Raw genomic sequence first — 16,842 nt, 5'->3', positions numbered from 1 at the left:
TGCGGGGACCTGGGTGTGGCTTCGCAAGGATGTTGACTCGACGCAGTATCGCCACGATGAAGCCCCCTGCGGGGACCTGGGTGTGGCTTCGCAAGATGTTGACTCGACGCAGTATCGCCACGATGAAGGAGGAAGTTATGAAACGCCTTGATATACGCAACATTGCCATTATCGCCCACGTCGACCACGGGAAAACAACATTGGTTGACAAATTGTTGATTCAATCAGGTACGTTCCGCAGCAACCAGCAAGTGGAGGACCGGATGATGGACTCCAACGACCTGGAGCGCGAACGCGGAATTACGATTCTGGCAAAAACAACATCTGTTAAATACAACGAGTACACCATCAACATTCTGGATACGCCTGGCCACGCCGACTTTGGAGGAGAAGTGGAGCGCATCATGAGCATGGTGGACGGCGTTCTGCTGATTGTGGACGCGTTTGAGGGCTGCATGCCGCAGACCCGTTTCGTACTGCGCAAAGCCCTGGAAGCAAAAGTAACGCCGATCGTCGTGGTGAACAAGGTAGACCGGGAAAACGCCCGTCCGCAGGAAGTGATCAATGAAGTGTACGACCTGTTCATTGATCTGGACGCGACGGAAGATCAGCTGGAGTTCCCGATCGTATACGCATCCGGTCTGCAAGGGATCGCCGGTATGGAACCAGACAAACTGGAAGGCGACTTGAGACCGCTGTTTGACACGATCGTACAGCACATCCCGGCACCGGAAGCGGATGAAGAAGCTCCCCTCCAAATGCAGGTAACCATGCTGGACTACAACGACTTCCTCGGCCGAATCGGAATTGGCCGTATCTACCGGGGAACCATCAACGTAAACGATATGGTATCCCTCGTGAAGCGCGACGGCTCCGTGAAGCGCATGCGCGTACAGAAGCTGTTTGGCTTTTCTGGCTTGCAGCGCGTGGAGCAGAAAACGGCCCGCGCCGGAGATATCGTTGCCATCGCAGGATTGGAAGACATCAACGTCGGGGAGACGGTTTGCCACATCGACCATCCGGATCCGCTGCCGTTGTTGAAAATCGACGAGCCGACGCTGCAAATGACGTTTCTCGTCAACAACAGCCCGTTTGCCGGCCGCGAAGGCAAACACGTGACCTCCCGCAAACTGCGTGACCGTCTGATGGCTGAGCTGGAGACGGACGTGTCGCTGCGTGTTGACGAAACCGATTCACCCGATGCGTTCATCGTGTCCGGACGGGGCGAACTTCACCTGTCCATTCTTGTGGAAAACATGCGCCGGGAAGGCTTTGAGCTGGCCGTTTCCAAACCGGAAGTGATCATCCGTGAGATCGACGGTCAAAAAATGGAGCCGGCAGAGCGTCTGATCATCGATGTGCCGGAGGAATACACCGGTTCCGTGATGGAGACCCTGGGTACACGAAAAGCGGAAATGGTGAACATGATCAACAACGGATTCGGGCAAGTTCGCCTGGAATTTATTATTCCGTCCCGCGGACTGATCGGCTACCGGACCGAATTCCTGACCATTACCCGCGGTTACGGCATCATGAACCACTCGTTTGACAGCTATCGCCCGTACGTTCCTGGACAGGTAGGCGGACGTCATGCCGGTGTATTGATCTCCAACGATACAGGGACGGCTACTACCTACGGCCTGATGTCCGTGGAGGATCGCGGCGTCATGTTCATCCATCCGGGTACGGAAGTATACGAGGGCATGATCGTCGGTGAGCACAACCGCGACAACGATCTGACCGTCAACGTCTGCAAGGAGAAACACGCGACCAACGTCCGTTCCGCGACCAAGGAAGAGACGGTAAAAATGAAGACGCCGCGCATTCTGACACTGGAAGAGGCGCTGGAATACCTGAACGACGACGAACTTTGCGAGGTTACTCCGCAATCGGTTCGCCTGCGCAAGAAATACCTCAACAAATCTGACCGGGAGCGCTACGAAAAGCAAAAACGCTGGGAAGCGCAGCCGCAGGTCTAATCTTTCGAGGATCCATCATGAAAAGTCCCCTTCTTTTTTCAAAAGGAAGGGGACTATTTTTTGTGTATAAGAATTTATAAATTTGGACAACCCATACAGCCGATAGAAAAGTGATCGGGGCCCCGCCCGGCGAAGAAGGGGACCCCACTCGGCACAGCGGTAGCTAACGCCGAGTGGGTCGAGGATAGCTAATGCCGGGTGGTTTTTTTATGTAATCGTTGACTTTATATAAAAAATATTTTTTTTCTTGTAAATTTTATGATTTATTTTACAATAATATTGAACTTAGCCATGTTTGGCATAAATGGCCTTAAAAAAGAAAAGGGGGATTCAAATCAGTATGAAGAAACGTACTCAGCTCAGTTTTTTGTCAGCGGCGTTGGTAGCAAGCTTTGCACTTGCGGGTTGTGCTACTTCTACCAATTCGACCGGAGGAAACACATCCGGAAGCGTAAATAGCGGCGGTTCCGCTCCCGCTTCCCAATCGGGATCTTCAGGCGGTGGGGCTGGAGAGAAAATCTTGATTGCCACGCAAAGCCCTCTATCCGGCAGTCAGTCCGCACAGGGAGACTCCATCAAAAGCGGTGCCGAATATGCATTGAATCTAAAAAAAGAAGAATTTAAAAAATGGGGGTTTGATCTTCAACTGTTCCCTCAGGATGACCAAGCAGACCCGAAAATCGGGGTTTCCAACGCGGAGATGATTATCTCCAATCCTGATGTACTTGGCGTAGTCGGTCACTTGAATACGGGCGTCGCCATTCCGGCCTCAGTAAAATATGAAGAAGCCAATGTGGTTATGGTATCGCCGGCCAACACAGGCGTAAAGCTGACGGAAGAAGGGAAAAAGACCGTACACCGGATTTGTGCGCGGGATGACTCACAGGGTCCGAAAGCAGCGATGTACGCGAAAAATGCACTAGGCGCCAAAAAAGTGTATGTCATCCATGACAAAACCGCATACGGTCAAGGTTTGGCAGACCAAGTAAAGAAACAGTTTGAAAAAGATGGCGTAGAAGTGTTGGGATTTGAAGGGATAACTGCGGGTGAGAAGGATTATACGGCTGTACTTAACCAGATCATCTCGAAAAATCCAGACTTGATTTTCTTCGGCGGTATGTACCCGGAAGGCGGTATCCTGATCAAACAAGCCCGCGAAAAAGGATATAAGGGATACTTTATGGGTGGAGACGGATTTGACAACTCGGATATGATCAAGATAGCCGGTCCTGCCGTTGACGGAGTGATCTTTACTTCCGTAGCTGGAGACGTTACCCAAACCGAAGAGGGTAAAAAATGGGCTGAGGAATACAAAGCAAAAACCAATAAACCTTTGGAGGCGTTCTCCGTTTACGGTTATGATGCGATGAACGTTCTTTTGAACGGCGTTCTGGAAGCGATTAAAGCAAACGGCGGCAAGAAGCCAACCCGCGAACAGGTTTTGGAAGCCGTCCATAAGACGAAAGATTTCCAGGGACAATTCACCAAAGTTACGTTTGACGAGAAAGGTGACAACCTGTACGCTGATGTATTTATCTACAAATATGAACAAGGTAAAGACAAATCTGTCTTTGTTGGCAAAGCCGAATAAACAGGCACGTTAGCAAAAAAATGGCCGATGGACTTTGTTTCAATCCGTCGGCTTTTTTTGTGTATAAGAATTTATAAATTTGGACATCCCATACAGCCGCTAGAAAAGTGTTCGGGGCCCCGCCCGGCGAAGCGTTAGCTAATGCCGGGTGGGTTTTCTTACGTGCGGCAACCTTTCATTCGTTCAAATAACGCTCGATGTCTTTGGCCAGGTCTTGTGGCTGGGTGTCGGGAGCGTAACGTTTTACCACGTTGCCGCTGCGGTCGACCAGGAATTTGGCGAAGTTCCATTCGATGTCCTGATTCTGATTTTCAGGCGCTTGGGCTTTCAGATGCTGGTAGAGCGGGTGGGTGTTCGGGCCGTTTACGTCGATCTTGGCAAACAGGGGGAACGTTACCCCATAGGTAAGGTCACAGAAGCGGGCAATTTCCTCATTTGTGCCAGGTTCCTGACTGGCGAACTGGTTGCACGGGAAGCCCAGCACTTCCAAACCCTGCTCGCGATAGCGCTCATACAGCGACTGCAGTCCCTTGTACTGAGGAGTCAGACCGCATTTGCTGGCAGTGTTGACGATGAGCAGCACTTTTCCTTTATAGTCGGACATGGTCTTGCTCTCGCCTGTAATCGTTCGCACGGAAATATCGTACAGATTCATGTTTATCACCTATTTGTATGGATTTTCCTTCTACTATATCATGCTTGGACGGTTTTGACAGGCCAACGAGCACCTGTTAAAGTTAAATGGATGCACTTTATCATTCGTCAGGAGTGAACCCGTTTTGAAAATAGGATGTCATATCAGCGTCGGCAAAGGACTGGAGCAAGCCGTCCTGCGCGCGATTGAACTGGGAGCGGAGTCTCTGCAAGTGTTCACGAAAAACCCGAGAGGTCTGCGCCCGAAAAAAGTAGACCACAAGGATGCTGCAAAAGGTGTGGCGCTCCTTAAGGAACACGGGCTTGTCCTGGTTTGCCATACACCGTACATCACCAATCTCTCTACGCCCAAGGAGGATTTGCAGGAGGTGACGATCCGCTCCATTCTGGAGGATCTGCACATCGCCGAAGCGTACGGTGCCGTAGGAGCGGTTGTGCACTGCGGAAAACACGTGGGCGAGGGGGAAGAGTACGGCACGAAGCGGATGGTGGAAACACTTGACCTGATCCTCGAACAGTACAACGGACCGGTGAAGCTCTTGCTGGAAAATACGGCAGGACAGGGCTCCGAACTTGGATTGACCATCCCCTCCCTGATGGAGATTCGAGGGGCCACCAAATACCCGGAAAAAATCGGATTCTGTTTTGACACCTGCCACTCGTTCGCAGCAGGTCAGTGGAACCTGGAGTCATTTGATCAACTCGTGGAAGAAATGGAGCGTACGGGCTATCTGAAGCACCTGGTTGCCATCCACTTTAATGACAGCAAGGCACCGTTTGCGAGCCAGAAAGACCGTCATGAAAAAATCGGCAAGGGGGAAATCGGCAGCGAAGCGCTGGCCAAATTCCTCATTCACGAAAAATTCCAGCACCTGCCGGTCGTGTTGGAAACACCGGTAGACGACGAACAGGAATACGCGGAAGAAATGGTGTATCTGCACCAGCTGCGTAACGCCGGACTTGTCGTCGAACAGTAGGGGGAGGGAAGAGAAACGCATGGAATGGTTTGAACTTGCCTCCACCTATACGCCTGCAGATCCTGCTGCGCTAACGGCCTATGACAGCTTTCGCCTGTGGGCGGATCAATACCGTGCCTACCTTATTTTTGTTGAGTTGATTGCAGTTTATTACCTGGGTTTTGCCACGAGAATCCGCATGCCGATATTGAAAATGGTGCTGCTGTATGTGGTTTTGTTTGCCGGAGCCCTTATTTTTGCCATTTTGGACGTACAGCTGCCAGTCAAAAGCGCCTTGATCGTCGCCATTGTCATTCTCGTTGTGGTCAAGCTGCGCGTAAAGCCGGAGCAGAGCGGAAGAAAGTGAGAGGGTGCTGTTATGAAACTGGACGACGCTTTGTACAACTGGTTGCAAATCCGGATTGTGGCCGACGCCCGCCCTCATGACCGGTCGGCTTTGGATACGGCTGCCTTCTTTCAGGACATCCTGAGCGAAGATCATCAGGTGTCTGATCTTCAGTACAAAAAAGAAGGGGACGCGTATTGGCTTCAATGTGTCACAGGCGGTACGCAAACAAGCCGGAGGTATGATGCCGAGGCAGTGGAATCACTGCTAAATGCCATTCAAAGTGAACCTAGGTACAATCAATGAGCATGAACCCGCCCGTACGCAGGCGGGTTTCATTTTGTTCGTGTATAAGAATTTATAAATTTGGACATCCCATACAGCCGCTAGAAAAGTGTTCGGGGCCCCGCCCGGCGAAGAAGGGGACCCCACTCGGCACAGCGATAGCTAACGCCGAGTGGGTCGAGGATAGCGAATGCCGGGTGGGTTTTCTTGGTTGAGGGTCGTTTTTTTATTTTACAGTAAACCTGAAAAAGTGGTAGGATATTGTTAATCATTTTTGAATAGTGGGACAGGGAGGGCTGAATCAGGTGTCTTATGCTTATTTTGAAGGAAAAATCGTGCCCCTTCAGGATGCAAACGTAAGTATTGCCACTCATGCATTTAACTACGGCACAGGCGTATTTGAAGGGATTCGGGCCTACTGGAACTCCACCCATGAAGAACTGTACGTATTGAAGGGACCGGAGCACTACGTCCGCATGCTGCAATCCTGTCGCATCCTGAAGATCCGGATTCCGGAGACGGTTGAGCAGCTGATGGAGACAACCGTGGAAATATTACAACGGAGTGAATACCGCGAGGACGTCTATATCCGTCCTCTGGCGTACAAGGCTGATCCGGTGGTAAAGGTCAAGCTGAGCGGCATCCGGGATGCTTGCAGTATCTTTACCGTTCCGCTGGGTGACTACCTGGACGTAAACAAGGGTCTGCATGTGGGCATTTCGCCGTGGCGCCGTCTGGATGACAACGCCATCCCTACTCGGGCGAAAGCGACGGGCAGCTACATCAATGCAGCGTTAGCCGTCGATGATCTCTTGGAGAGCGGATTTGACGACGGGATCATGCTGACGCCTGACGGTCATGTTGCGGAAGGAACCGCCTCCAACCTGTTCATGGTCCGTGGGGACAAGCTGATTACTTCCCCGGTTTCCGACGCTATTTTGGAAGGGATCACCCGTACAACCCTGCTTGAGCTTGCGCAGGATGCGGGAATGAAAATAGAAGTGCGCTCGATCGACCGAACCGAACTGTACGTTGCGGATGAGCTGTTCATGTGCGGAACCGGCGTGCAGGTGGCACCAGTAACAAAAGTCGATCACAGACCGGTCGGCAGCGGCCGCCCTGGAGACAAAACGCTGACGCTGCAAAAGCTCTATTTCGACGCAGTCCGCGGAAACAACCCGGCCTATCGCCATTGGCTCACGCCCGTATACAAGACAGAGGCATGATTGATGCCTCTTTTTTTTGACTACTGAAATATTTTTCTCCTCATTTGCAACCTTTCTGCGACACCCTTCGTCAGTAATGGTGCTCATGTAAGTAAGGAAAGCATTGGAAAGGGGAGTTCGTTATGAAAAAATACATGTCGAAACCTGTATTGGCTATCGTAGCCGCGGCAGCCATCGCAGGTGCGGTTACCCCGCTCTGGGCGAATGCAAGCTCTTTTGATGCCAGCAGCGCCAAAGTCGTGATGAACGAAGAAGGAAAGCAGGTAACCCGCTACCATCTGAAGACACTGGCGGAAAAAGATCCCGCCACGCTGAACATGCTGTTGAAAACGCAGGCGGAACACCTCTACATCGTCGTGGAAGAAATTAACCTGGACGCGAAAATGTCCACGTTTATCGAGCAGCGTGAGGCAGAATGGAACAAAATCTACAATGAACATTACGAGGACATCTACCTGGAAGTGCGGTTTGATGAGACCAGCGAAGGTTTCATCAGCGTAAAGCCGGAAACGGTGGACAAAACCACCTACATCAAAGGGGAAGTGACGGACGACGTTACCAAGGTGGTGGTGACGAAGCCGAACGGTGACATCATTGAAGTCGTGCCGAATGCCGACGACACCTTTGCGGTGAGCTTTGCTGCTGTGGTTAGCGAGACTCCGCAGTATGCTTCCCTGAAAGCGTATGTAGGAGACAAGGTGGTGGAAACGAAGGAAGTCCAAATCAACACGGATACCGTTGTGGAAAAGGACGTGATCGTGCATACCCTCGCGACAAACGACCTGAAGAAAAAAGAAGTGAAGGTAAACGGCATCGTTAGCCTGGAAGCTGACGAAGTGTTCGTTACGTACAACGGCGAGAAGAAAAAAGTGGACGTGAAAAAATTGTGGCAGGGCGTCGGTACCTTTAAGGCAACCTTCAAGAACATTTCCGAGAAAAAACAGGACGTTCTTGTGGAAGCGTATAAGGACGGCAAAAAAATCGACTCCGAAACCGTTGAGGTGCTGACTGTCAACGCACCGCCAGCAACGACTGAGCCGCAAACCTTCAAAATCACAGGTACGGCCACGATTCATGCAAAATACAAGCTTGTTCAAGTGAAAGGGAAAGTGGAGAAGCTTGATGACGTGAAAAAGGCCAAGCTCTATGTAGTGGCACCGGACGGCAAAAAGCACGAAGTGAAGCTGAACGACAAAGAGGAGTTTGAAATCAACATCAGCTACAAAAACCGCTCCTACAGCGCAAAAGCAGTTCACCTGGAGCTATACGTGGATGGCAAGCTGGTAGCGAAGGCAGACATTCCGCACGGAACGCCGGTCAACGAGCTGCCGGAAAAACCAAAAGAAAAGAAAGAAGAGAAAGAGAAGAAAGAAAAGCACAAGGGTAAAGGGCACGCGTACGGACACAAAAAATGGTCTGATCGCGATGACGACGATGATCGCGATGACGACGATGACGACCGCGATGATGACGATGACTACCGCGACGATGACGATGACCGTGACCGCAATGGCAAAGATGACAACGACGATTAATACCTGCTATTCCGGTAGGCATTGACGTAATCAACCAGTTGGCCGATGTAATCGCCGATGATCGGAACGGATAGAAACTGCTTCAGGATATACCCGAGCAGACCTAACACAATGGCCGTTCCGATGGTTAACCCCAGCCCCCGTGCCAAGCCTGCGAGGAAATTGGTCCAGAGCAGCTTGCGCGGGGCTGTGTAATTTTGAATGACATCGGCAAGACGGATGTCTTCCAGAAACAGGGCGATCTTATCCATGCGCTCGTTTAATTTGCGCACTTCCTGCAGTTCCTCCAGCAGTTGATCCACTTTGGCCAGAATTCGGTCGGTAGGGGACTGCGACATAAACATCGCCTCCTTTCACATCGGACTTGTTTTGGTTTCTACCAGTTTAGGAAAAAAAGGGAAGGGAAGCAAGCGGAGCCTGAACGGTATGGTTTGCCTTGGGCGAGTGGCACAGGTACAATAGACGTACATATCTTTTCCAAGGAGGAATCGGAATGGCCGAAACCGTTGCTCAATCGCTGTCGGAAGACCTGTTTGCGCTGCTGCAGCAGGAGCGTTTCGTCACATTGGGGACCATTGATCATGAAACAGGTGCGCCTTCGATCAGCTCTCTATCATGGGTCTATGCGCCTTCTCAACAAACCATTCGTTTTGCTGTCGACAATCGTTCGCGCATCCTCACCAATATTGCAAAAGAACCGCAGGTGGTATTGCACCTGATCGGAGCGGGCTCTTCTTACGCCATCAACGGCAGGGCCGCGGTAAAAGTCGAGCGGATGGAAGAGGTGCCGTTAAAGCTTGCGATGGTGGAGATCTCCATCGAGGCCGTGCGCGATGTGATGTTTTACGGTTCCCGCATCTCCGTAGAGCCGCAGTATGAAAAGACGTATGACAAGAAAGCCGCGGCCAAACTCGATAATCAGGTGATGACCGCGCTTCGCAAAGCTTGAAAAGAAAAACCGGTTGACAATATTCAGACGATTGGGTACGATAAGTTCAATTCAATTGAATAGCAATAACTTTCTTATCCAGAGAGGCGGAGGGACTGGCCCGATGATGCCCGGCAACCGATCTCCTATGATTCATAGGGAGATAATGGTGCTAATTCCTGCAGAGCGAACGCTCTGAAAGATGAGAAGGAGTTGCTTACGGTACCCGTAAACAAAGCCTTCTTTTTAAGAGAAAGAGGGCTTTTTTATTTGCCCTCAATAAAGATGTGGAGGGAAAGCCATGCATTTGGAGACAAAATTGGTGCAGGCAGGAGTAGGAAAGGATTCTCAAACGGGAGCGGTCAGTTTCCCCGTGTATCATGCAACCGCGTACCGCCATCCGGCATTGGGAGAAAGTACGGGTTTTGATTATTCCCGGACAGCCAATCCGACGCGCACGGTACTGGAGCAGGCCATAGCGGATGCGGAGGGAGGAGACGCCGGTTTTGCCTTCGCATCGGGAATGGCGGCGATCCATACCCTGATGGGGTTGTTCTCCCAAGGCGATCATTTCGTCGTTTCGCTTGATCTCTATGGAGGTACATACCGCTTGTTTGAGCAGGTGCTCTCCCGCTACGGTCTGTCGTTTTCCTACGTGGACCTGCGTGATCTGGAGCAGGTGGAAAAAGCGATTCAGCCCGAGACGAAAGCTTTGCTGGTCGAGACGCCTACCAATCCCCTGATGCAGGTTACTGACATCGCCAGGGTATGCCAACTGGCCAAGCGGCACGGAATCCTGACCCTTGTCGACAATACATTCCTCTCTCCGTATTTCCAGAGACCATTGGAGCTGGGGGCTGACCTCGTGTTTCACAGCGCCACGAAATATTTGGGCGGGCACAATGACGTTCTGGCCGGTCTGATCGTGACAAAAGGCGCCGAGTTATCTGAAAAAGTCAGATTTTTGCACAATTCCATCGGAGCGGTTCTGGGGCCGCAGGACTCGTGGCTTCTCCTGCGCGGAATGAAAACGCTCGCGCTGCGCATGGAACGGCATCAATCCAATGCATTCGCGCTCGCACGATGTCTACGTGAACATCCGGCGGTGGCAGAAGTCTTTTATCCCGGTCTTGACGACCACCCGGACCACGAGGTGCAGAAGAGCCAGTCGAACGGGTTCGGCGGCATGCTTTCGTTCCGGGTGCGGGACGCGGCGCAGGTAGCTCCGTTCCTTTCCCGCCTGCGTATCGTTTCCTTTGCCGAGAGTCTGGGAGGCGTAGAGTCGCTGTGTACGTATCCGGCCACCCAAACGCACGCCGACATCCCTCGGGACATACGTGAGAAAGTTGGCGTATGCGACCGGTTGCTGCGGCTGTCCGTCGGGATTGAACACCCCGACGATCTGATTGCCGACTTGTCTCAAGCCTTGGATGTCAGTTTGCAAGCGGGAGGGAATCAGCGATGAACTTTGCCACAAAACTGCTTCACGGGACTGCGTGCTTTGACAGGGTGACGGGTGCGTCCTCCGTGCCCCTTTATCTGGCATCCACCTATCATCAGCCGGATCTTGACCGGCCGGGCGTTTTCGACTATGCCCGTTCCGGAAATCCCACCAGGCAGGCGTTGGAAGAGGCAATCGCTGTGCTGGAGGGAGGGACCCGAGGGTTTGCGTTTGCGTCGGGGATGGCAGCGATCTCCAGCGTGTTCATGCTCTTTTCCGCCGGCGATCATCTGGTCGTGGCGGAGGACGTCTACGGAGGAACGTACCGGTTTTTGACCCGGGTACTGTCCCGATTGGGTATGGAAGTCAGTTTCGTCGATACTACCAGCCCTGAGCTGGTAGCGTCAGCGATTCGGGCAAATACAAAAGGAATCTATTTGGAGACGCCTTCCAATCCGACGCTGAAGGTGACGGATATTGCCGCGATCTGCTCCCTGGCGAAAAAGCACGGTCTCTTGACGATTGTCGACAACACGTTTATGACCCCATACTACCAACGTCCCCTGGAACTGGGGGCAGACATCGTGATTCACAGTGCGACCAAATTCATCGGAGGGCACAGCGATGTCGTCGCAGGCCTGGCGGTAACCAGCGATGAATGTCTGGGAAATGAATTGTACCTGATTCAAAACGGCATGGGTTCCATACTGGGTGTACAGGATTCCTGGCTGGTGATGCGGGGTTTGAAAACGCTCAAGGCACGTCTTGACGTCAGCAGCAAAAGTGCGGAAAAACTGGCTGGCTGGCTGCAAGCGCATCCTGCTGTCCAAAAGGTGTACTACACCGGTCTCTCTAACCACGAAGGCCATCAGCTGCAGAGTCAACAGGCAAGCGGTCACGGTGCCGTTCTCTCGTTCGACGTAGGCAGCCGGGAGCGGGCCAAAGCGCTGTTTGACCGCGTAACGCTTCCGATCGTAGCCGTCAGCTTGGGAGCTGTGGAAACCATCCTTTCCTATCCGGCCATGATGTCCCATGCCTCAATGCCGGCTGAGGAGCGTCTGAAGAGAGGCATAACCGACGGTCTCATTCGCCTGTCCGTTGGCCTGGAAGAAACCGATGATCTGATCCGCGACCTGGAGCAGGCTTTGGACGGCCTGCCTCCCCAAACCGAAAAGGCATTCACCTATGCGGGACGCTAGGGAATGCCGTGCTTCGATAAAAGCTGGCTTTACTATCTGTTGACCGGAATTTTATTGTTGCCTTCCGGATTGGAGCGGTTACTTTTGTTGATGCGCTGTTCATTTTCTTTGGACGGCGCTTCTTCCCGCTTTTTCACCTCACGGGGCAATTGCGGAATCAGGCGACCGACGATGTCGGCCAGTTCTTCGGCAAAACCGGCAATCGGCCGCCCGTTCTGAATATCGGCGTACATTTCCCGCAGTCGCTGCACAATATCCGGGTCGGCTGTTACGATCGCGTTGGCTCCCTGCGGGTCCTCCTTTAACGCTTCAGCCACAGAGTACTTGATTACTCCTACTTCCGGCCGGTCCAAATGTGCGTTGACATCAATTCCTACGACTGCCCATTTCCCGATGACGACAGCGGTGGCGTCGTTAACGTTCTTCACGCGGGAGGCAAGCTGGACGAGACGGTTGGCAGTGGCCTGCGGCGATTGGTTGTATTGCGGCTGTGGAGCCGTTTGCTGAACGCGCTGGGTATGTGGCACCGGTTGGTTTGGTTGAGGGGCCGCCTGGTTGGCGGGCGGCTTGTTCGCAGGCTGACAGGCTGTAAGCAGCAGTATGGTGAGCCCAATCACACGAAAGCGATTCACAATCATTCTCCTTTTCCGTTGATCTTCTGGACACAGGTTAGGTGTATTGTTGTCCTCCTGCCCCGTTTTCATTCGAAAAACCGCATCGTCTATATCCTTTCTACCCGTCATACACTTTTATTACATCGCCTTAAGGCATTTAGCATCCTTACCGTATTTGCATAAGCTATATAAGATGGGTAATAGGAGGCGAGATTTTGAAAAAAATCTACGTACTGGACACGAACGTACTCCTGCAAGATCCACGGGCGATATTCTCCTTCGAAGACAACGAGATCATCATCCCCGCCGTGGTATTGGAAGAGATTGATTCAAAAAAACGCTACATGGATGAAATCGGACGAAATGCCAGACACGTCTCCAGGCTATTGGACAGCTTTCGCGAGCTGGGACAGCTGCACCAGGGCATCCTCCTTCAAACGGGCGGGCTGTTTCGCGTAGAGCTTAACCACTCCTCGCTTCACAAGCTGCAAAAGCAGTTCCACGAAATGTCCAACGACAACCGGATCCTCGCGGTAGCCATAAACCTGCAGGAGGAAGAAAATCTTACTCCCACCCCGCGGCCGGTCATCCTCGTCAGCAAGGATGCGCTCATGCGCGTAAAGGCAGACGCTTTGGGGTTAAAGGCGGAGGACTTCCTTTCCGACCGTGTCGTTGGCGAGTACTCCAGCATTTACCCCGGATATCAGAAGAGGATGGTTGCCTCGGATCTCATCAAGGGCTATTACGCCAATCGAAGAATGATTCTTTCCACCCATTTCCCAAACGATCGCTTTTATCCGCATCAATTTTTGGTTCTGAAAGACGAATGCAACCCCTCCATTTCCGCCATTGGCAAAGTGGATCAGGAGGGAAAAACGCTGGAAATGCTCGTAGCCGATGATGATCCCATTTGGGGAATCAAAGCCCGTAACGTACAGCAGCGGATGGCAACCGAACTGCTGCTGCGAGACGATATCCCGCTGGTGACCATGACGGGCAAGGCGGGAACAGGGAAGACGCTCCTGGCGCTTGCTGCAGGACTTCTGCAAATTGAAGACTTGCAGAAGTACAAGAAGCTGTTGGTGGCCCGACCCATCGTTCCGTTAGGAAAAGACATTGGCTTTCTCCCCGGCGAGAAGGAAGAAAAGCTAAGGCCGTGGATGCAGCCGATTTACGATAATTTGGAATATTTGTTCAACACGAAGAAGCCTGGCGATCTGGACAAAATACTGGCCGGCATGGGAAGCATTCAGGTCGAAGCGCTCACCTACATTAGGGGGCGCTCCATTCCCGGACAGTTCATTATCATCGACGAAGCGCAAAACCTGACCAAACATGAAGTAAAAACCATTTTGACCCGTGTCGGCGAAGGATCCAAAATTGTGTTGATGGGGGACCCGGAACAGATCGATCACCCGTATTTGGATGAAAGCAACAACGGATTGACCTATGTCGTTGAGATGTTTAAAGATCAAAAGCTCGCCGGCCACATCAAGCTGGAGAAAGGAGAGCGCAGCGTTTTGGCGCAGCTGGCTGCCGACCTGCTGTAAAAATCAGTGCGCATAACGATACGAAATCCGGTCATACTATGGTCATCGAGCCCGGTGATCAAGCAAGTCAACGGCGCAAGCCCACAGGAGGCGAAGAACCGTGGATGGTCATGATCACGAACACGACGTCAGTCGGATTGGCGGAAGCCGTACTCTTTAGGTAGCCGACTCTGTTTACGGAGGTTGAAGTGCCAAAGAGACAAATCGGTAGCACCCCAAAACACTCGGGCTCGATATCGGCCGCTCCCTTATTGGGGGCGGTTTTCTTTAGTGTATATTGTTCGGGGCCCCAGCCGACACCAGCGATCGCTTAAGTCGGCTGGGTTTTCTTTACATCCCATACAGCCGCTAGAAAAGTGTTCGGGGCCCCGCCCGGCGAAGAAGGGGACCCCACTCGGCACAGCGATAGCTAACGCCGAGTGGGTCGAGGATAGCTATTGCCGGGTGGGTTGTTACTTGCCCCCTGTCCTCTCCTGGTATAAGATAGCGGTGTAATGAATCGCAGAAAAAGGAGAGCACGATGAAAGGATATAAAAGCCATTGGATGATGCTGTTGCTTGCGGTCGTTCTGCTCCTCGGGGCTTGCACTTCTTCCCATGCGGGGCAAGGTCAGTTGGGCGATGCGTTTGATCCGGAAAATCCGCAGGAGTACGGAGTGCGCGGCATTTACCTGGGACAGGGAATTAAGGAAGCTATGGACGTATTGAAGCCAACCAAATACGATTTTATGGACGCCGTCACAAGAGAAAGCTACACCTTGGAGCAGCTTGCCGAAGGGAAAGGCACTGTGGTGATGGGCATGATCTTGATCGACCGGGCGCAGATGTTGATAAAGGTGCGAAACGGCGTATTGGAATCGATTATTCTCGGCGGAGTTTCAGAGCAGGATGCGCCTCAATTTAAAACCAACCGGGGCGTCGCTTTATACGACTCGGTCGAACAGGTGAAAAAGCTGTACGGAGAAACAACGGTCGGGAAAGAGATGATCTACAAGGGAAGCAAGTATCAGATCTTATTCTCCGTTCACGACAACAAGGTAATCGGTTTCCGGTTTGATCCGGTACAGTAATCGGCATGTTTACAAATAAAGATGCCTGATGATGGTCTCAGGCATCTTTTTTCGTGTTCGGGGCCTCAGCCGGCACCAGAAAGGGATCCCACTCGGCATAGCGGTAGCTTTCGCCGAGTGGGTAAAGCCGGGCTTAATCCAGGTCTACCCATTGCATGGATACACGATAAGCTCGGGCGATTCCCTCCATCAACTCTTTCTCATTTTTGTCTATGATGAGGGTAGGAGAGCCATCAGAGGAAGGAATGCTGACAAGCACATGCTCCTTCATCTGTTCCAGAGCGGCCCAGCGATCTTCCTCGGTTCCGGCATTCAGGCGAAAGACGGATACATGATCGGCGTAGAGATAGGGATTGCCGTCCTGACTGGTAAATCCGAAGTCCGTGATATCCTGAAATTCACTTTCAACCGGCAGCAGTAACAGTTCAAACGTTTCACCGAGCATCTTTGCCTTCTCCAAAATCTCCGTCAGCTTTGCCCGCTGTTCCTCGCTTTCTACAATCAGTAATTGCTGATCGCGATCGAACACATTGACATTGTCCCCGATTTTATGTATGACTTGTGCATAGAAGCCTGGGAGTTTTCCGACAGGCGCCTGCATTTCAACACCGTACATACGTCGCATGATACTCACCTCAGTCCAAGCCGGATTTTCTACCATCATACCATATGTAAACAGGAGGTTCCCATGACGCCAGAACACCTATCCATTCGCTCGTTTGCGTTAGGACCGTTTCAGACGAACGCCTACGTCCTCACCAACACTGAGACGGGAGAGACCATCGTGATTGACCCGGGCATGCAGCCGGATTCGCTCCTTCGCCATCTGGAAGGGAAAAACGTAGTAGCTGTCCTGCTTACCCATGCCCATCTCGATCACATCGGCGGGTTAAACCAGGTGAGGGAGCTCACCCATGCTCCGGTATACATTCATTCGTTGGAGCAGAGTTGGTTGACCAATCCAGACTTGAACGGTTCATCGCGGTGGCCTTCCATCACGGAACCGATCATGTGCCAGCCGGCTGAGTACGAATTGGCGGAGGGGCAAACTCTGCTGCTGGCAGGCTTTCACATTCAGGTCATGCACACGCCAGGCCACTCTCCCGGGAGCTGTTCGTTCGTGTTGGGACAGCACTGCTTTGGCGGAGACGTCTTGTTCGCGCAGAGCATTGGCCGTACCGATCTGCCCGGGGGCGACTACGAAACCCTGATGATCAGCATTCAGGACAAACTGTTCGAATTGGAAGACGACACGATTGTCTACCCGGGCCATGGGCCAAAGACGACGATTGAAACCGAGAAAACCTACAATCCCTTTGTTACCGGTATGCTGCGCTGACAAGATTCAGCGCATCTAAAGACGGCGAACCTATGAAAAGAAGAGAGGCCACAGCTTCTCTTCTTTTTCTTTTTGCAGGAACAGGATTCATGTCGATTGATGGAGAAGAAAGGAGGATCCGTGTTAAGAA

At 52.1% G+C, this 16,842-nt stretch carries 17 protein-coding genes and 1 riboswitch; of the genes, 13 read left to right on the top strand and 4 right to left on the bottom strand.

What is annotated here, in order from left to right; all coding sequences use genetic code 11:
- Positions 1–137 precede the first annotated feature (137 nt).
- Positions 138–1,979: a translational GTPase TypA gene (typA, locus tag ACE99V_RS13955; protein WP_400491713.1), complete on the top strand. Its 1,842-nt coding sequence runs from the start codon at positions 138–140 to the stop codon at positions 1,977–1,979.
- A gap of 340 nt (positions 1,980–2,319) precedes the next feature.
- Positions 2,320–3,570, top strand: a complete 1,251-nt coding sequence (locus ACE99V_RS13950; RefSeq protein ID WP_400491712.1) for a branched-chain amino acid ABC transporter substrate-binding protein — start codon at positions 2,320–2,322, stop codon at positions 3,568–3,570.
- A gap of 175 nt (positions 3,571–3,745) precedes the next feature.
- Here ACE99V_RS13950 and ACE99V_RS13945 read toward each other — a convergent pair whose 3' ends face one another.
- Positions 3,746–4,225, bottom strand: coding sequence for a glutathione peroxidase (locus ACE99V_RS13945; RefSeq protein ID WP_400491711.1), 480 nt, complete (start codon positions 4,223–4,225; stop codon positions 3,746–3,748).
- A 124-nt stretch (positions 4,226–4,349) separates the two neighbouring features.
- On the opposite strand from ACE99V_RS13945, the gene ACE99V_RS13940 reads away from it, so the two are divergent.
- From ACE99V_RS13940 to ACE99V_RS13920, 5 genes are all read left to right on the top strand, one after another.
- On the top strand, positions 4,350–5,201 hold the full coding sequence (locus ACE99V_RS13940) for a deoxyribonuclease IV (RefSeq protein WP_400491710.1): 852 nt from the start codon (positions 4,350–4,352) through the stop codon (positions 5,199–5,201).
- 19 nt (positions 5,202–5,220) lie between these two features.
- The gene (locus tag ACE99V_RS13935; protein ID WP_400491709.1) at positions 5,221–5,547 is read left to right on the top strand and encodes a YlaH-like family protein; all 327 of its coding nucleotides are present in this window, start codon (positions 5,221–5,223) and stop codon (positions 5,545–5,547) included.
- Positions 5,548–5,559: 12 nt separating this feature from the next.
- Complete coding sequence (locus ACE99V_RS13930; protein WP_400491708.1) at positions 5,560–5,832, top strand: hypothetical protein; 273 nt, start codon at positions 5,560–5,562, stop codon at positions 5,830–5,832.
- Between the two features lie 284 nt (positions 5,833–6,116).
- A complete protein-coding gene (locus ACE99V_RS13925) occupies positions 6,117–7,037 on the top strand; it encodes a branched-chain amino acid transaminase (protein WP_400491707.1) in 921 nt (306 codons plus the stop codon).
- 122 nt (positions 7,038–7,159) lie between these two features.
- On the top strand, positions 7,160–8,572 hold the full coding sequence (locus ACE99V_RS13920) for a hypothetical protein (protein WP_400491706.1): 1,413 nt from the start codon (positions 7,160–7,162) through the stop codon (positions 8,570–8,572).
- Here ACE99V_RS13920 and ACE99V_RS13915 read toward each other — a convergent pair.
- Positions 8,569–8,910, bottom strand: coding sequence for a DUF5665 domain-containing protein (locus ACE99V_RS13915; RefSeq protein ID WP_400491705.1), 342 nt, complete (start codon positions 8,908–8,910; stop codon positions 8,569–8,571). The genes ACE99V_RS13920 and ACE99V_RS13915 overlap by 4 nt on opposite strands.
- A 155-nt stretch (positions 8,911–9,065) precedes the next feature.
- Here ACE99V_RS13915 and ACE99V_RS13910 point away from each other — a divergent pair, with 155 nt between their 5' ends.
- The 3 genes from ACE99V_RS13910 (at position 9,066) to ACE99V_RS13900 (ending at position 12,140) form a co-directional block, all read left to right on the top strand.
- Positions 9,066–9,521: a pyridoxamine 5'-phosphate oxidase family protein gene (locus tag ACE99V_RS13910; protein WP_400491704.1), complete on the top strand. Its 456-nt coding sequence runs from the start codon at positions 9,066–9,068 to the stop codon at positions 9,519–9,521.
- Positions 9,522–9,592: 71 nt separating this feature from the next.
- Positions 9,593–9,709: riboswitch (SAM riboswitch) on the top strand.
- 92 nt (positions 9,710–9,801) lie between these two features.
- Entirely contained in the window at positions 9,802–10,965 is a 1,164-nt protein-coding gene (locus ACE99V_RS13905; protein ID WP_400491703.1) for an aminotransferase class I/II-fold pyridoxal phosphate-dependent enzyme, read from the top strand.
- Positions 10,962–12,140 (top strand): aminotransferase class I/II-fold pyridoxal phosphate-dependent enzyme, encoded by a 1,179-nt coding sequence (locus ACE99V_RS13900; protein ID WP_400491702.1) that lies wholly within the window; start codon positions 10,962–10,964, stop codon positions 12,138–12,140. Before ACE99V_RS13905 ends, ACE99V_RS13900 begins: the two co-directional genes overlap by 4 nt.
- 32 nt (positions 12,141–12,172) lie before the next feature.
- Here the strand turns inward: ACE99V_RS13900 and ACE99V_RS13895 are convergent, their stop codons facing one another.
- Positions 12,173–12,778 carry a YhcN/YlaJ family sporulation lipoprotein gene (locus ACE99V_RS13895; protein WP_400491701.1) on the bottom strand — a complete coding sequence of 202 codons (606 nt, stop codon included), beginning with the start codon at positions 12,776–12,778 and terminating at the stop codon, positions 12,173–12,175.
- Positions 12,779–12,969: 191 nt separating this feature from the next.
- On the opposite strand from ACE99V_RS13895, the gene ACE99V_RS13890 reads away from it, so the two are divergent.
- Positions 12,970–14,304, top strand: coding sequence for a PhoH family protein (locus ACE99V_RS13890; RefSeq protein WP_400491700.1), 1,335 nt, complete (start codon positions 12,970–12,972; stop codon positions 14,302–14,304).
- A 520-nt stretch (positions 14,305–14,824) separates the two neighbouring features.
- Positions 14,825–15,373: a hypothetical protein gene (locus ACE99V_RS13885; RefSeq protein ID WP_400491699.1), complete on the top strand. Its 549-nt coding sequence runs from the start codon at positions 14,825–14,827 to the stop codon at positions 15,371–15,373.
- 133 nt (positions 15,374–15,506) lie between these two features.
- On the opposite strand, the gene ACE99V_RS13880 is transcribed toward ACE99V_RS13885, so the two are convergent.
- Positions 15,507–15,998 (bottom strand): hypothetical protein, encoded by a 492-nt coding sequence (locus ACE99V_RS13880; protein ID WP_400491698.1) that lies wholly within the window; start codon positions 15,996–15,998, stop codon positions 15,507–15,509.
- Between the two features lie 63 nt (positions 15,999–16,061).
- On the opposite strand from ACE99V_RS13880, the gene ACE99V_RS13875 reads away from it, so the two are divergent.
- Positions 16,062–16,712 (top strand): MBL fold metallo-hydrolase, encoded by a 651-nt coding sequence (locus ACE99V_RS13875; protein ID WP_400491697.1) that lies wholly within the window; start codon positions 16,062–16,064, stop codon positions 16,710–16,712.
- The last annotated feature ends 130 nt before the right edge of the window (positions 16,713–16,842 follow it).

The sequence above is a fragment of the Brevibacillus soli genome (genome assembly GCF_044759095.2).
Lineage (GTDB): Bacteria > Bacillota > Bacilli > Brevibacillales > Brevibacillaceae > JBIYSM02.
Note: the sequence above shows the minus strand (reverse complement) of the source record. Positions and strands in the feature narration are given on the sequence as shown.

Bases quoted from the DNA above. Each gene is read 5' to 3' on its own strand.
- ACE99V_RS13915 (WP_400491705.1), bottom strand. From the start codon at position 8,910: ATGTCGCAGTCCCCTACCGACCGAATTCTGGCCAAAGTGGATCAACTG.
- ACE99V_RS13885 (WP_400491699.1), top strand. From the start codon at position 14,825: ATGAAAGGATATAAAAGCCATTGGATGATGCTGTTGCTTGCGGTCGTT.
- ACE99V_RS13930 (WP_400491708.1), top strand. From the start codon at position 5,560: ATGAAACTGGACGACGCTTTGTACAACTGGTTGCAAATCCGGATTGTG.
- ACE99V_RS13880 (WP_400491698.1), bottom strand. From the start codon at position 15,998: ATGCGACGTATGTACGGTGTTGAAATGCAGGCGCCTGTCGGAAAACTC.
- ACE99V_RS13945 (WP_400491711.1), bottom strand. From the start codon at position 4,225: ATGAATCTGTACGATATTTCCGTGCGAACGATTACAGGCGAGAGCAAG.
- ACE99V_RS13950 (WP_400491712.1), top strand. From the start codon at position 2,320: ATGAAGAAACGTACTCAGCTCAGTTTTTTGTCAGCGGCGTTGGTAGCA.
- ACE99V_RS13920 (WP_400491706.1), top strand. From the start codon at position 7,160: ATGAAAAAATACATGTCGAAACCTGTATTGGCTATCGTAGCCGCGGCA.
- ACE99V_RS13905 (WP_400491703.1), top strand. From the start codon at position 9,802: ATGCATTTGGAGACAAAATTGGTGCAGGCAGGAGTAGGAAAGGATTCT.
- ACE99V_RS13875 (WP_400491697.1), top strand. From the start codon at position 16,062: ATGACGCCAGAACACCTATCCATTCGCTCGTTTGCGTTAGGACCGTTT.
- ACE99V_RS13935 (WP_400491709.1), top strand. From the start codon at position 5,221: ATGGAATGGTTTGAACTTGCCTCCACCTATACGCCTGCAGATCCTGCT.
- ACE99V_RS13910 (WP_400491704.1), top strand. From the start codon at position 9,066: ATGGCCGAAACCGTTGCTCAATCGCTGTCGGAAGACCTGTTTGCGCTG.
- typA (WP_400491713.1), top strand. From the start codon at position 138: ATGAAACGCCTTGATATACGCAACATTGCCATTATCGCCCACGTCGAC.
- ACE99V_RS13895 (WP_400491701.1), bottom strand. From the start codon at position 12,778: ATGATTGTGAATCGCTTTCGTGTGATTGGGCTCACCATACTGCTGCTT.
- ACE99V_RS13900 (WP_400491702.1), top strand. From the start codon at position 10,962: ATGAACTTTGCCACAAAACTGCTTCACGGGACTGCGTGCTTTGACAGG.